Origin of the sequence: Shewanella sp. MEBiC00475 (assembly GCF_005234075.1) — a bacterium.
Taxonomy (GTDB): Bacteria; Pseudomonadota; Gammaproteobacteria; order Enterobacterales; family Shewanellaceae; genus Shewanella; species Shewanella polaris.
On sequence record NZ_CP039928.1, the window covers coordinates 1,215,052 to 1,228,912 of the forward strand.

At 41.9% G+C, this 13,861-nt stretch carries 12 protein-coding genes and 7 tRNA genes; 3 read left to right on the plus strand and 16 right to left on the minus strand.

The window, feature by feature from the left end; translation table 11 throughout:
* Positions 1 to 127: 127 nt before the first annotated feature.
* From FCN25_RS05320 to hemA, 5 genes are all read right to left on the minus strand, one after another.
* Complete coding sequence (locus FCN25_RS05320) at positions 128 to 916, minus strand: tetratricopeptide repeat protein (protein ID WP_137222664.1); 789 nt, start codon at positions 914 to 916, stop codon at positions 128 to 130.
* Positions 917 to 925: 9 nt separating this feature from the next.
* Complete coding sequence (locus FCN25_RS05325) at positions 926 to 1,321, minus strand: SirB2 family protein (protein ID WP_137222665.1); 396 nt, start codon at positions 1,319 to 1,321, stop codon at positions 926 to 928.
* Positions 1,322 to 1,458: 137 nt separating this feature from the next.
* Positions 1,459 to 2,316, minus strand: coding sequence for a peptide chain release factor N(5)-glutamine methyltransferase (gene prmC, locus FCN25_RS05330; protein WP_137222667.1), 858 nt, complete (start codon positions 2,314 to 2,316; stop codon positions 1,459 to 1,461).
* 9 nt (positions 2,317 to 2,325) lie between these two features.
* Positions 2,326 to 3,414 carry a peptide chain release factor 1 gene (gene prfA / locus FCN25_RS05335; RefSeq protein WP_137222669.1) on the minus strand — a complete coding sequence of 363 codons (1,089 nt, stop codon included), beginning with the start codon at positions 3,412 to 3,414 and terminating at the stop codon, positions 2,326 to 2,328.
* A 14-nt stretch (positions 3,415 to 3,428) separates the two neighbouring features.
* On the minus strand, positions 3,429 to 4,679 hold the full coding sequence (gene hemA / locus FCN25_RS05340; RefSeq protein WP_137222671.1) for a glutamyl-tRNA reductase: 1,251 nt from the start codon (positions 4,677 to 4,679) through the stop codon (positions 3,429 to 3,431).
* 238 nt (positions 4,680 to 4,917) lie between these two features.
* Between hemA and lolB the strand changes: the two genes are divergently transcribed.
* From lolB to FCN25_RS05355, 3 genes are all read left to right on the plus strand, one after another.
* On the plus strand, positions 4,918 to 5,529 hold the full coding sequence (lolB, locus tag FCN25_RS05345) for a lipoprotein insertase outer membrane protein LolB (protein WP_137222673.1): 612 nt from the start codon (positions 4,918 to 4,920) through the stop codon (positions 5,527 to 5,529).
* Between the two features lie 46 nt (positions 5,530 to 5,575).
* Positions 5,576 to 6,457 carry a 4-(cytidine 5'-diphospho)-2-C-methyl-D-erythritol kinase gene (gene ispE, locus FCN25_RS05350; RefSeq protein ID WP_137222675.1) on the plus strand — a complete coding sequence of 294 codons (882 nt, stop codon included), beginning with the start codon at positions 5,576 to 5,578 and terminating at the stop codon, positions 6,455 to 6,457.
* Positions 6,458 to 6,547: 90 nt separating this feature from the next.
* Positions 6,548 to 7,495, plus strand: coding sequence for a ribose-phosphate pyrophosphokinase (locus FCN25_RS05355; RefSeq protein WP_137222677.1), 948 nt, complete (start codon positions 6,548 to 6,550; stop codon positions 7,493 to 7,495).
* A gap of 245 nt (positions 7,496 to 7,740) precedes the next feature.
* Here FCN25_RS05355 and FCN25_RS05360 read toward each other — a convergent pair whose 3' ends face one another.
* From FCN25_RS05360 to FCN25_RS05410, 11 genes are all read right to left on the minus strand, one after another.
* The gene (locus FCN25_RS05360; RefSeq protein WP_137222679.1) at positions 7,741 to 8,775 is read right to left on the minus strand and encodes a patatin family protein; all 1,035 of its coding nucleotides are present in this window, start codon (positions 8,773 to 8,775) and stop codon (positions 7,741 to 7,743) included.
* A 234-nt stretch (positions 8,776 to 9,009) separates the two neighbouring features.
* A tRNA-Gln gene (locus FCN25_RS05365) sits at positions 9,010 to 9,084 on the minus strand.
* A gap of 53 nt (positions 9,085 to 9,137) precedes the next feature.
* A tRNA-Leu gene (locus tag FCN25_RS05370) sits at positions 9,138 to 9,222 on the minus strand.
* 94 nt (positions 9,223 to 9,316) lie between these two features.
* Positions 9,317 to 9,393, minus strand: a tRNA-Met gene (locus FCN25_RS05375).
* Positions 9,394 to 9,398: 5 nt separating this feature from the next.
* Positions 9,399 to 9,473 (minus strand) — tRNA-Gln (locus FCN25_RS05380).
* Positions 9,474 to 9,496: 23 nt separating this feature from the next.
* Positions 9,497 to 9,571, minus strand: a tRNA-Gln gene (locus FCN25_RS05385).
* Positions 9,572 to 9,616: 45 nt separating this feature from the next.
* Positions 9,617 to 9,701 (minus strand) — tRNA-Leu (locus tag FCN25_RS05390).
* 45 nt (positions 9,702 to 9,746) lie between these two features.
* Positions 9,747 to 9,823, minus strand: a tRNA-Met gene (locus FCN25_RS05395).
* 212 nt (positions 9,824 to 10,035) lie between these two features.
* Positions 10,036 to 11,127, minus strand: coding sequence for a redox-regulated ATPase YchF (gene ychF / locus FCN25_RS05400; RefSeq protein WP_137222681.1), 1,092 nt, complete (start codon positions 11,125 to 11,127; stop codon positions 10,036 to 10,038).
* Positions 11,128 to 11,205: 78 nt separating this feature from the next.
* The gene (pth, locus tag FCN25_RS05405) at positions 11,206 to 11,793 is read right to left on the minus strand and encodes an aminoacyl-tRNA hydrolase (RefSeq protein ID WP_137222683.1); all 588 of its coding nucleotides are present in this window, start codon (positions 11,791 to 11,793) and stop codon (positions 11,206 to 11,208) included.
* 169 nt (positions 11,794 to 11,962) lie between these two features.
* Positions 11,963 to 13,183 (minus strand): FAD-dependent monooxygenase, encoded by a 1,221-nt coding sequence (locus FCN25_RS05410; RefSeq protein ID WP_137222685.1) that lies wholly within the window; start codon positions 13,181 to 13,183, stop codon positions 11,963 to 11,965.
* Positions 13,184 to 13,861 lie beyond the last annotated feature (678 nt).

Genomic DNA, 13,861 nt, shown 5'->3' on the forward strand with positions numbered 1-13,861 from the left:
TCAAGTATTGCTCAATTCGCATAGTGCTGCAGTTAAATGCTGTCAAAATGAGCTGACTAATGCCCTATTTGCGAATAAAGCTGCTTTGAATTATCAAAGCAGCCTAAGCCACAGACTCATCAAAAGATTAATGATAAACCTGCGTATGTTGACTGAGTTCCTTTAATTGAATCTTAACCAGCTCAATCACCGGATCATGCGGACTCAAATCGATGAAGTGTTGCAAATCAGACATGGCCACCTTAATACAACCTAATTGTTGAGCAATAAATGCCCGTTCACGATTAAGATGCACGTCGTCAGGATGCCATTGTAATAATAAATTACAGCATTCCATTGCTTGTTCAAATTTATGACTGACAATACAACCCGCTTTTAGCTCATGTATCATGCGACTAATTAAACGCTTTAGCGTAGCCGTTTTAAGATGGCTGGGTTTTAATTTTGCAGCGTTACCCAACTCACCGCGTACTAATGCATGCAGTTGATGGCGATTAAGCTCTTGACCAGTTAATGGATCATGGTATTTAACCACATCATTTATTTGGCTTTTAAGAACCGTATTGCCGGGTAATAAAACCGCCTCAAGCGATAAATCGAGTTGCTTTGCCAGTAGAATCAATAATATTGATAAGGTGGTGCTATTACCTTGACGCTTTAACACGCAATAGCTTAGATCTGCCGCCTCAACACTAAAATAGTCATCTCGAGCACAAAAGCCTAAATCTTTATAAAACCAGTTAAACAGACCCTCAAGCCTTGCTTGCTGGTCAACTACGTAGTGACTCAATACTGAACCGGCCATTTCATACCACGCCCACATAGCAGGTTTGGATACTGAAAAGCCTAGGTGTTCAGTGAGTTCGAATGCAGTTTCTGGAATAGAAACTGCATCATTAAGAAGATATTTTGCCATTAAAACCAATTAACCCATCAATACGACTTGTTTAAAATAAGCCAGTTTGGCCGCTAACACTACCCAACCAATTGCGCCGATAAAAGCAAAAAACTTAAACAATTTATTACGGTTAGATTTAAGCGCCATAATGCCTAAAGCAATATATGCCACCACACAGATGATTTTTTCGGTCAACCATGGGTCCACAAAAGGAAACTGCTGGATCATAAAACAAAGGGTAAATCCTGACAGTAATAAAAAAGTATCCACAACATGCGGCGCCACTTTAAGAAACTTTTTTTCCATAACCGGAGACTGACGCAAATGCAAAACAAAACGGGTGATAAAAAATATCACACTCAATAAAACTAACGTCATATGAGTATGTTTTACCGCAGGATATAAACTGTAAAATGTTTCCATTAATTAAGTCTCATTTAAAAAAGGTAAAATAAAAGGCGGCTAGTTTACTCTATCAACCAGCCGTATACCAATATCGTGATTATTGCTAATTAGTTACTATTTATTTAGAAGGGTTAATGTGTCTGGTGATTGCAGGATTATTCATTTATCCATTCACCCAAGGTACAGCGATCGTTACTACCAAAATCGCGTACCGTAGCGACATTTTGATAGCCGAGCTCAATGAGTTTTTCACGTACTTTTATGGCTTGTTCGTAACCATGTTCAAGCAGTAAATAGCCACCAGGAAGTAAACGTTCTCGCGCTTGTTCGGCAATATAATACAGATCAGCATAACCTTCATTGCTTGCGGTCAATGCACTTTGCGGTTCAAAGCGCACATCGCCTAAGTGAAGATGCTCATCGGCTTCATCAATGTAAGGAGGATTAGACACAATTAAGTCAAAGTCGCGATGCTCAACAGCTGAAAACCAATCGGACTGAATAATTTCAACTTGGGTTAAGTGTAAATTTTCACGATTAGCTTTGGCGAGTTCAACAGCGCCAATAACATTATCAATAGCAGTGATACGCCATTTAGGTCGCTCCGATGCTAAAGCCAATGCAATGGCCCCAGTTCCTGTGCCTAAATCCAATACTCTTGCATTGTGACGCACAGATAAGTTCAGTGCCGTCTCAACTAAAATCTCGGTATCAGGTCTTGGAATAAGGGTTGATTCATTAACAATAAAAGGTAATGACCAAAACTCGCGTTCACCCAAAATATGTGCAACCGGAGTACCATTCTGACGTTTAGCAATCATCTGGCTATAGGCCTTAAATTGCTCACTAGTAAGTTGTCGCTCAGGCCAAGTATATAAAAAACTGCGATTTTTATTCAGGCAATGTAATAGCAATGCCTCTGCATCTATATGTGCTGAGTCAGAGGTTGCCGCTAATTGTGAATAAGCCCATTGTAGGGCTTCAGCAATTGTTGAATACGAAGATTGAGGCAAGAGCACTCCTTAATCGTCAGCTAACGCTGCAAGCATATCTGCTTGATGTTCTTGCATGATAGGATCAAGTAAGGCATCTAAGTCGCCTTCCATGACTTCATTCAAGCGATAAAGCGTTAAGTTAATGCGATGATCACTTACTCGCCCTTGTGGGTAATTATACGTTCTAATGCGTTCTGAACGATCACCACTGGCCACTAAGCTACGACGCGTTGTTTCTTCAGCACTACGTCTTTTTTCATCTTCAACAGCTTGAATACGCGCAGCCAATACACTCATAGCTTGGGCACGATTTTTATGCTGTGAACGTTGATCTTGGCACTCAACAATAATACCCGATGGGATATGCGTAATACGAATAGCAGAATCGGTTTTGTTAACATGCTGACCACCAGCACCTGACGCGCGGAAAGTATCCACTTTTAAATCTGCAGCATTAATTGAAATCGCTTCAGCTTCAGGTACTTCATGCAATACCACTACGGTACAAGCAGAAGTATGCACACGGCCTTGAGATTCGGTTTCGGGCACGCGTTGTACGCGATGTCCGCCAGACTCAAACTTTAACTTACCGTAGGCACCGTCACCACTGACTTTAACAATAATTTCTTTAAAGCCGCCATGCTCGCCTTCGTTAACGTTCATGACTTCCATTTGCCAGCGGTTGGCTTCACAGTAACGTGAATACATACGGTATAAATCGCCAGCAAAAATAGCCGCTTCATCACCACCAGCACCGGCACGAATTTCAAGAAACGCGTTGGTGTCATCATTAGGATCAGTGGGTAAGAGTAAAACTTGTAATTCATCTTCAAGTTTTTCTAATACTTGCTTTGATTGTTTATACTCATCTTGCGCCATTTCGCGCATTTCAGCATCGTCTTCTTCTTCAAGCATCTCTTTGGCGTAATCAAAATCTTTTTGAGCTTGTTGAAACGCCTTAAAACTACTTACAACATCTTCAAGTTGAGAATATTCTTTTGATAATCCACGAAAACGGTCTTGATCCGCAATCACGGTCGCATCACTCAGTAATGCTAATACTTCTTCATTTCGCTCGAGCAAGCCTTCAAGCTTGCGGATAACGGATTCTTTCATTTAGCTCGCTAACCTTAGTTTTTATCTAAACCAAGCGCAGATCTTAATTGGCCTAACGTATTCAAATCGCCTTGACGGCTTGCTGAAGTAAGCGCTTGTGTCGGTGAGTGTATCAAACGATTGGTTAACCTATTAGCTAACTCAAGTATCACTTGCTCACTATTACTGCCATGAGACAATTTGCTCAAGGCACGCTCAACTAATTCATCTTTAATCGCCAAGCTCTGGCTACGATATTCGCGAATACTGTCGACTGACTCTAAAGAACGAATCCACTCCATAAATAGGTGAGATTGCTCTTCAGTAATTATTTCTGCTTGCTCGGCGGCTTCTTTACGTGAAGCCATGTTCTGTTCAATTATGCTATGCAGATCGTCTACAGTATAAAGGAATGCGTCGTCTAACTCACCGACTTCTGCTTCAATATCTCTAGGAACGGCAATATCCACCAATAACATAGGTTGATGACGGCGCTGTTTTAGCGCTTTTTCGACCATACCTTTACCCAAAATAGGTAACGGGCTGGCGGTAGAGGATATCACGATATCGGCTTTAGCGAGAAAGTCTGGTATTTGCTCCAAGGTTATCGCTGTCGCATTAAACTCTGCACACATGGCTTGAGCACGTTCGATAGTGCGATTGGCCACCACCATAGAAGCAACGCCATTGTCTTTAAGATGCTTGGCGACTAACTCAATGGTTTCTCCGGCACCAATAAGTAGCACCTTAGTTGTACTTAATGATGAGAAAATGTGTTTCGCCATACTAACAGCGGCAAAGGCGACAGAAACGGCGGCGGCACCGATTTCAGTTTCTGTGCGGACTTTTTTAGCCACTGAGAAGGTATTTTGAAATAAGCGATCAATCGTTAATGCGATAGTGCCCGCTTCTTTAGCTTTGACAAAGGCTTGTTTGACTTGCCCTAAAATTTGCGGCTCACCCAATACCAGTGAATCTAAACCCGATGCGACTCGCATTAAATGCTGGACGGCAACTTGTTCTTCATAAGCATAAATACACGGCATTAAATCGCTGCGTTCTAGGTCATGATAATCCTGCAACCATTCAATAATGTCTTCTTTTTCGGCATTATTGCAATATAGCTCAGTACGGTTACAGGTAGACACAATAACGGCCTCACCCGTTCGGGTGCGACTAGCCAAGCTTTTCATGGCGTCATGAATGCGGTCTGGAGAGAAAGCGACTTTTTCACGCAAATCTACCGTGGCGGTTTTATGGTTTATCCCGATTATTACTAGGCTCATTTGATAATATCAAGTTCTTTTCGGTGACGTTAATTAGGCTATTCTACTGAATTGAACCAACGAAAAACACAATTGGCTTAACAAAACCGAATAAATGTTTAAATATTTATGGATTGTTCAGATAAGTATTATATAAACCATAACATTAATGTCGCATTAATTTTGGCAAAAGCATTTTTACATAACGCCTTAACCCCAGTATCATAAGAACATCTTAAGCAACTGCTAGGCAAATCCATTGCGCTTATCTACATCTTTATTTTATATCACCTTTATTTCCGTGGCGCTTTTATTAGCAGGTTGTAGTGTAACCCCATCTGAAGATTTTACGCCTATCAATGTCACGAATGCGAATCAAGCTAAAGCATGGGAGCTTCAAGGTAAAATTGCTGTTAAGACATCTCAGGACAAATTCAGCACTAATTTGTATTGGTTACATCAACCAGCGGCCAATGATTTACGCTTAACAACCGTATTAGGCACAACGGTATTAACTCTTAAGACAGATCAAGGCATGGCAACACTTGATGTTGACGGCAAAACATATCGAGACAGTAACGCTCAGGATTTACTGACAGGCATCAGTGGATGGTCAATCCCCTTAGAAAGCCTGCCATTATGGATCACAGGCCAAGTCGGTAGTAATGATAACATCATCAGCTATAATCCTGACGGCACCATTAAACAATTAATTAGCCATGACCCCGAAGCAAATTGGTTGGTCAGCTTTCTCAGTTGGCAACAACAAAACGGTGCTATTGTGCCTAAATTATTGAAAATTGAACGCGAAGATGTGCAAATAAAAATTCAAACTAATCAATGGACAGCCGTCGCAGCCAAAACAAAGTAGCGTAAAATATTAAGTGCTGGCGAATCAATAAGGTAGTTAAACGAACATGACCTCAACTAACTCACATAACTTAACTAACTCAGCTATATCCAAACGTTGGCCTGCGCCAGCAAAACTGAATTTATTCTTACATGTTACAGGCCAGCGTGCCGATGGTTATCATGAATTACAAACACTATTTCAATTTATTGATCATTGTGATTACCTTGATTTTCAAATCACCGACTCGCCAGAGCTCATTCTCCACTCTACCATTTCAGATTCTGTTGCTGACAGCGATAACTTAATTCTTAAAGCCGCAAAGTCACTCAAAAAACACACCCAATATAATGGTGGTGCGCATATTTGGTTAGACAAATTATTGCCTATGGGTGGCGGTTTAGGTGGTGGTTCGTCTGATGCAGCAACCACATTAGTGGCACTAAATGCACTATGGAAAACTAACGTTTCGCCACAAAAACTAGCCGAAATAGGCCTTGTTCTTGGTGCTGATGTCCCTGTTTTTATTAATGGTTTTTCAGCTTTTGCAGAAGGCGTTGGCGAGCGATTGATTAGCGTCGAACCTGCCGAGCTATGGTACTTAGTTGTTGTGCCAGATGTGCATGTGTCAACACAAGACATATTTCAAGATCCAAGCTTACCTCGCGACACCCCAAAACTTGAAATTGTCAGCTTAATGGGACAGCAGTGGACAAATGATTGTCAGAAATTGGTCACAACTAGGCACCCTCAAGTTGCCAATGCCTTAAGCTGGCTGGTAGAATATGCGCCGTCGAGAATGACCGGAACAGGTGCATGCGTGTTCGGGGAATTTACACATTCGCAACAAGCCCTTGATGCTTTAGCCGAACTTCCAGCTGATATGCAAGGTTTTGTCGCAAAAGGGATGAACAAGTCGCCATTACAAATACGACTTGAGCAACTCTAACAACATAATTTCTTCTGGGTCAGTTTTGAGTGACAACACATAAAATTGATCTAGCCTTTAATCGTAAAGCAAACACCTGAGGTTCATAAAGTGCCCGACATCAAGCTCTTTGCTGGTAACGCTACCCCAAATCTAGCCGCTAAGATTGCCGACCGTTTATTTTGCAAACTTGGCGATGCAGTTGTAGGCCGTTTCAGCGACGGTGAAATCAGTGTTCAAATAAACGAGAATGTACGTGGTGCGGATGTATTTATCATCCAATCTACTTGCGCACCAACTAACGATAATCTCATGGAGCTTATTGTAATGGTTGACGCGTTACGCCGTGCATCAGCGGGTCGTATTACTGCCGTTATTCCGTACTTTGGTTATGCTCGTCAAGACCGCCGTGTACGTAGTGCACGTGTACCTATTACAGCGAAAGTAGTTGCAGATTTCTTGTCTAGCGTGGGTGTTGACCGCGTATTGACTTGTGACCTACACGCTGAGCAAATTCAAGGTTTCTTTGATGTTCCTGTTGATAACGTATTCGGTAGCCCAGTGTTACTTGAAGACATGCTCGCCAGAAAACTAGATAACCCTGTTGTTGTGTCTCCTGATATTGGCGGTGTAGTTCGCGCTCGCGCAGTAGCCAAGCTATTAGATGATACCGATCTTGCTATTATCGATAAGCGTCGTCCAATGGCAAACGTTGCTCAGGTGATGCATATCATCGGTGATGTTCAAGGCCGCGATTGTATTATTGTCGATGACATGATCGACACTGGTGGCACCTTATGTAAAGCAGCTGAAGCATTAAAAGAACATGGCGCTAATCGCGTGTTTGCTTATGCTACTCACCCGGTATTTTCAGGTAATGCTGCTGAAAATATTGCTAACTCTGTCATTGATGAAGTTATCGTAACTGACACAGTACCCTTGAGCGCTGAAATGCTGAAAGTGACTAAGGTTACCCAACTGACTATGTCAGCAGTATTAGCAGAAGCAATCCGTCGTGTAAGTAACGAAGAGTCAATCTCTGCGATGTTCCGTCACTAATTATTATTCAGTGAATGAAATAACAAAACGCACTCATATGAGTGCGTTTTTTGTTTGCTATGCCAAAACTTAGCAATGGCGTGGCGATGACGACAAACTCATTACCAGTCCATCAGCAACCTAATCATATTGCACAGTTCAAGCGGTACCTTCTAGGGATATTGATAATGGTATGTAAATATTAAGGATAGTAGTTTTAATCCGTAGCAAGTCTCATATCGCCCCTTAAAACCAATAAAACTCTATTAAGCGCTCAATGCGTGGCTAACAGCAAATGATGGCTGCTTATCTATCTTATGTAATGTATCAGTTGCATAAAATGCTTGCTGGGTCTGCAAAAAAGTATTTCCAGCAGCAATACCCGTACGATAGTCATGACGTAAATCCACATCAGAACTGCCTAATAGTTTGCTTTCAAGATTGTTACCAGCAAAAATTTGAATGATTTCGACATCTTCAGGAGGATTAGCCAAAAAAGCGAGCTCTTGCTCATAAGCTTGTTCATGCTGAACTAAGTAATCGATAGTTTTTGGGCAGTATCCTGACACACAAATCCATGATGTTAGCTTATGTACCCAAGCTGATTGCGCCTGAAAGTCCGCATTAACAGTGCGAATAACCACAATTTTTTTAGCGCCACGACGATACGCTTCACGCACAGGTAATGGTGCGGCTAAGCCACCGTCTAGGTAGAAATCTTCCAAAGGGGAATCGTTACTGTCATGGGCTTGATTAGCAGCATCAGTTGTTAACCAGGGTGTAAGTTTAACACCTTGTTTATATAAGAAAGGTAATGCACTTGATGCTTTGAGTAATTCGTTCCATTGATGACTATCACCATTTGGACGTAAAAAGTAACCTTGACGATTGCGAGAGTTAGTTGCGGTGATCAGTAACTCACGGTTGCCTAATGATTTCATAGCAGTAGTAAAGTCTAAGGTAAAATAACCTTGAGTCGTTTTATCAAAATACCAATCTAAATCGACGACATCCCCCCCGATTAAGCCTCGGCCTAACTGGTAAAAACGCTTATGGCGTGACAGCCCACGAATTAACCGTTTGGCATAGCCTTTTTGACGAGACAAAAAACTAGTCAGATTTTGAGAACCAGCAGACGTGCCTATAAATAAATCAAAGGGATCAAAATTATTCTCTAACCACGCATCTAACACACCAGCAGTGAATATTCCCCGCTGACCACCACCCTCTGCAATAAGCGCCATTTTAGGGCTAGATGCTTCATTAGGATTTCTTGGTGATGTCGATGCTGAAGTTTTCATGGTGAGCCTTTGTCACTATATTTACTGAATAAGGTAAGTTTAAACAACAGCCAGTAAAATAGATAACGGATAGAATCAATCATGTTAATAGAGAAATACTATTGATAATCAGCTTGCACAACAATAATGGGGATAACAGTAAAGTTTGTTCTTGTTTTGAACTAACCCTCATAGCAAAAGATTTCAAAAAATACACAGCAAAAAGCCCGTCTTAATAGACGGGCTTTTTAAATATGGCTGGGGTACCAGGATTCGAACCTGGGGATGCTGAGATCAAAACCCAGTGCCTTACCGCTTGGCGATACCCCAATTGTAACTATTTATTGTAAAGCAGATAAACCATTCACATGGTTAAAATTTGATGGTACGGAAAGAGAGACTTGAACTCTCACACCTCGCGGCACCAGAACCTAAATCTGGCGTGTCTACCAATTCCACCATTCCCGCATCAAATTTTAACTTACAGTATACTCTTTTTATTTCAGAGTAAACTTTGGCTTTATTAGCTAGTGTAAGCAACTCTCACTCTACCTAATAAATATGGTAGCAATAGCGGGACTTGAACCTGCGACCCCAGCATTATGAGTGCTGTGCTCTAACCAGCTGAGCTATATTGCCAAAGATGGCTGGGATACAAGGATTCGAACCTTGGAATGCTGAGATCAAAACCCAGTGCCTTACCGCTTGGCGATATCCCAATAATCTTGTCTAACGTTTAAAATGGCTGGGATACAAGGATTCGAACCTTGGAATGCTGAGATCAAAACCCAGTGCCTTACCGCTTGGCGATATCCCAATAAAGCTTTTTGAAACATTCGCCGAAGCAAACATCTCGAATAAATGGTACGGAAGGAGAGACTTGAACTCTCACACCTTGCGGCACCAGAACCTAAATCTGGCGTGTCTACCAATTCCACCACTCCCGCACAACACTCTAGTTTTACATCTTGAGCAGATGGGTAAGAAATAGATGGTAGCAATAGCGGGACTTGAACCTGCGACCCCAGCATTATGAGTGCTGTGCTCTAACCAGCTGAGCTATATTGCCACTATTTCTTGCTATCCCTCTTGCGAGGAACGGGGCGTATTATGCTTATTCAGGTTATCGAGGTCAACTGGTTTTTTTCGCTATTTTCATCAATTCGGCTTGTTCGGCTATAACTTCACCAAACTGAATGCCTAATCGACAAAATAAACACCATTAACTTACGAAAAATCCCCTTACGCCCCATTTTAATTTCTAAATAACGTAAATAGCACTTATACGTTAAATAAGAAATGCATTACATCGCCATCTTTAACGACATAAGTTTTACCTTCAACACGTAATTTACCAGCATCTTTGGCGCCAGCTTCACCTTTGTAGGTAATAAAATCTTGATACGCCATTACCTGTGCACGAATAAAACCACGCTCGAAGTCGGTATGGATAACACCCGCAGCTTGCGGAGCAGATGCACCGACAGGAACCGTCCATGCACGCACTTCTTTTACACCCGCAGTAAAGTAAGTTTGCAGATTCAATAGTTCGTAACCGGCACGAATAACCCGATCTAAACCTGATTCTTCTATACCAAGATCGGTCATAAACTCTGCACGGTCATCGGCTTCCATTTCTGCTAATTCAGATTCAATAGCAGCACACACAGGCACAACTATGGCATTTTCTGTTGCTGCAATAGCACGAACAACATCTAAATGAGGGTTGTTTTCAAAGCCATCGTCAGCAACGTTAGCAATGTACATCGTAGGTTTAATCGTTAAGAAATTAAGGTAAGCAACGGCTGCTAACTCTTCTTTAGTTAATTCCAACGAACGTAACATTTGGCCTTCATTTAACAGTGGACGCATTTTTTCAAGTACAGCGACTTCAAATTTCGCATCACCGTCACCACCTTTAGCACGCTTGGCTTGACGAAAAATGGCACGCTCACATGCATCTAAATCGGCTAGCGCTAATTCGGTATTGATCACTTCAATATCGCCAGCAGGATCGATTTTGTTCGCCACGTGAACAATGTTCGGATCTTCAAAACAACGTACAACGTGACCAATTGCATCGGTTTCACGAATGTTAGCTAAAAACTTATTACCTAAACCTTCACCTTTAGAAGCGCCAGCCACTAAACCAGCAATATCCACAAACTCCATTGTAGTCGGTAATATGCGTTGTGGTTTTACAATTTCCGCTAACGCGTCAAGGCGTGCATCTGGTACAGGTACTACCCCAGTATTTGGCTCAATAGTACAAAACGGAAAGTTTGCCGCTTCAATACCCGCTTGTGTTAACGCATTAAACAACGTTGACTTACCTACGTTTGGAAGACCAACAATGCCGCATTTAAAACCCATATGCTTACCTTTATATATGTAGAATTATCCCATCGGATAATGATGTCGAAAAGGGTGTTAAAACAAAATTAGCATGGCTTATTCTGCTTTGAACGAATGTAATCTGTGCATAGCTTTCGCCATGTCTTGGTTAAATAATATCTCGGTGGAACGAACCGCTTCATCAATCGCAGCACTTATTCGTTCTTGTTCTACTGCTGGTGCTCTACCCAGTACATAGCCACTGACTTTATTTTTATCACCAGGATGACCAATACCAATGCGCAAGCGATAAAAGTTTTTGTCATTACCTAAACAGGCAATAATGTCTTTTAAACCGTTATGACCACCATGACCGCCACCTAATTTAAATTTGGCGACACCGGGCTCCATGTCGAGCTCATCATGGGCGACCAAGATTTCTTCGGGCAGTATCCGGAAAAAGTTGGCTAACGCTGCAACCGACTTTCCGCTTAAGTTCATGTACGTTGTTGGGATCAACAAACGCACATCTCTTCCGTGCAAAGTAGCACGAGCAGTAACCCCAAAATATTTGCTGTCTGGTGTTAATTGAACATTGCAAATACGCGCTAATTCTTGCACGTACCATGCACCAGCATTATGGCGAGTTTGTGCGTATTCAGCACCTGGGTTTGCCAACCCGACAATCAGTTTAATGTTACTCATCACGACCTAGTCAGTTTATTAGCACAAGTTATTATCTGCGTAAGTTATTCGCAATAAGTGCAGTTAAACGCCTTTCATGGGGTACATCAAAATACACATGATGCAAAACGCGGCATTTTAGCACTCAAATGGCTTGTCAACAAACCACAAGTTAACCCGCTTATTAGGTTTAACTAAGTCCAAGTGCATACTTCAAGACTTTTCGTTTAATTGGAGAATCAATATTGGCGAGTTTTAACGCACCATTACGCAGTAATTTTAATGGCAAAATGTTATTACTAAAGCCCGCATAAAATGCATCCATTGCGGTCATCATTAATTGATTATCAAGGTAACGTGATTGTTGATAGCGTTTTAATACTGGCGTTTGCCACCATGTTTCACCGCAGCCAATGGCATTAGCCACCTGAGCCACCAGCAAATCAACATCTTTAAAACCAATATTAACCCCCTGCCCAGCCAATGGATTAATGGTATGGGCTGCGTCACCAATGATCACCACATTATCTTGGTAATAGCGTTGTGCATGACGACGCGTTAACGGGAAGCTCCCCCGACTTTCTACGGTAAAACGAGGATCTAACCGTGACGGGAAATGCTGGCGAATTTGCTCTGCAAGTTGAAGATTATTGAGTTGCGATAATTGTTTAATACGATTGGCATCGTCATACCATACTAATGAAGCATGATGGCCAGGCAGAGGTAACAAACTACGAGGACCCGCTGGTGTAAACTGCTGCCAAGTGATCGTTTGTTGTGGTGTTTCAGTATTAATATTAATTAACATCGCCGACTGGGCATAATCCCAGCCTGTCACACCAATCCCCGCCCATTGACGCACTTGCGAATTAGCACCATCGGCACCAATGAGCAACTTAGTCGTCAGTGTATCGCCATTATCAAGCTTTATACTCACTTGCTGACAGTCTGCTAACCGGGAAAATTGGGCCACACTATGGGGACACAATAAGGTGATATTGTCCATTTGATCGATTTGCTGCCATAGACTCAATTGAATTAACCGGTTTTCAAAAAAATAGCCTAAGTGCGCCTGACCAACTTGTTCGGCATTAAATGCAGTTAAACAACCGTCGAGTTCCCACGTTTCCAAACCGTTGTATGGTGCGTGACGCAGGGTAAGTAAATACTCCATCACACCTAAACGAGTGAGCAACTGCTCAGACGCCACACTAATAGCAGACACCCTTACATCGAGCGGTTGCTCAGGTTCATAAGCTTGTGGCTGGCGTGATTCGATCACCGCCACGCTTAGCCCTAATTGACCTAATCCAATTGCTGCTGCAGCGCCAACCATTCCGCCACCGACAACGACAACATCATAATTAATGGTATTGGAGCAATGAGTTGCAGTAAGAGAAGCATCTTGCATGGTTTTACATCCATAATAGTGAGATGACGTGATGTTTAATATGACAGTCAATGAATCGGCAACCTAGTTAAAGCCAGGCTAAAAACAGTATAACCCCATGGTGCTATAACGTCTTTATCTACATTGCCTTGCAATGAATAATTAGGGTCTGTTGATCTTTGCAGGTTAAATTTTGTTCGAGATAAAAACGTTTTAATCGAGGCGAGCGGATTGCTGCCTAGCAATCTAAGCTAAATTCGCTCAACAAAGAGTAAAACCTTTTTAGCCGAACCCTTCGGGCAGCGTTTGTTGGTCATTTTTACTGCGTTATCGACTTTTTATGTAGAATAACTACACCACAAAGTCTCTGCCTTGTACAAATGACCAACAATTCGCTGCAAAAACAACCTTGAAAGACCAACAGGCCCTAACGTTACAGACGTTAGCGTTATTGAAATGATGACAGCCACATATCGTAATGGATTTAATTATGCCCTATATCAACATGCCACGGAAATGTTGCAATCCAATAATGCTGACTTAAGTCACCAATGTTCAGCGCTAGGGTCATAAAATGGCTGCAAAATTCATTTTTTCAGTCCCTCAATCACACTAATTTTACTCAAACAATAAGCCATTACAGTTTATAAGGGTACTCACCAGTTTATATTCAAATGAGCGAAACGTGCACTAATGCTA

Bases quoted from the DNA above. Each gene is read 5' to 3' on its own strand.
- FCN25_RS05320 (WP_137222664.1), bottom strand. From the start codon at position 916: ATGGCAAAATATCTTCTTAATGATGCAGTTTCTATTCCAGAAACTGCA.
- FCN25_RS05325 (WP_137222665.1), bottom strand. From the start codon at position 1,321: ATGGAAACATTTTACAGTTTATATCCTGCGGTAAAACATACTCATATG.
- prfA (WP_137222669.1), bottom strand. From the start codon at position 3,414: ATGAAAGAATCCGTTATCCGCAAGCTTGAAGGCTTGCTCGAGCGAAAT.
- hemA (WP_137222671.1), bottom strand. From the start codon at position 4,679: ATGAGCCTAGTAATAATCGGGATAAACCATAAAACCGCCACGGTAGAT.
- ispE (WP_137222675.1), top strand. From the start codon at position 5,576: ATGACCTCAACTAACTCACATAACTTAACTAACTCAGCTATATCCAAA.
- FCN25_RS05360 (WP_137222679.1), bottom strand. From the start codon at position 8,775: ATGAAAACTTCAGCATCGACATCACCAAGAAATCCTAATGAAGCATCT.
- ychF (WP_137222681.1), bottom strand. From the start codon at position 11,127: ATGGGTTTTAAATGCGGCATTGTTGGTCTTCCAAACGTAGGTAAGTCA.
- pth (WP_137222683.1), bottom strand. From the start codon at position 11,793: ATGAGTAACATTAAACTGATTGTCGGGTTGGCAAACCCAGGTGCTGAA.
- FCN25_RS05410 (WP_137222685.1), bottom strand. From the start codon at position 13,183: ATGCAAGATGCTTCTCTTACTGCAACTCATTGCTCCAATACCATTAAT.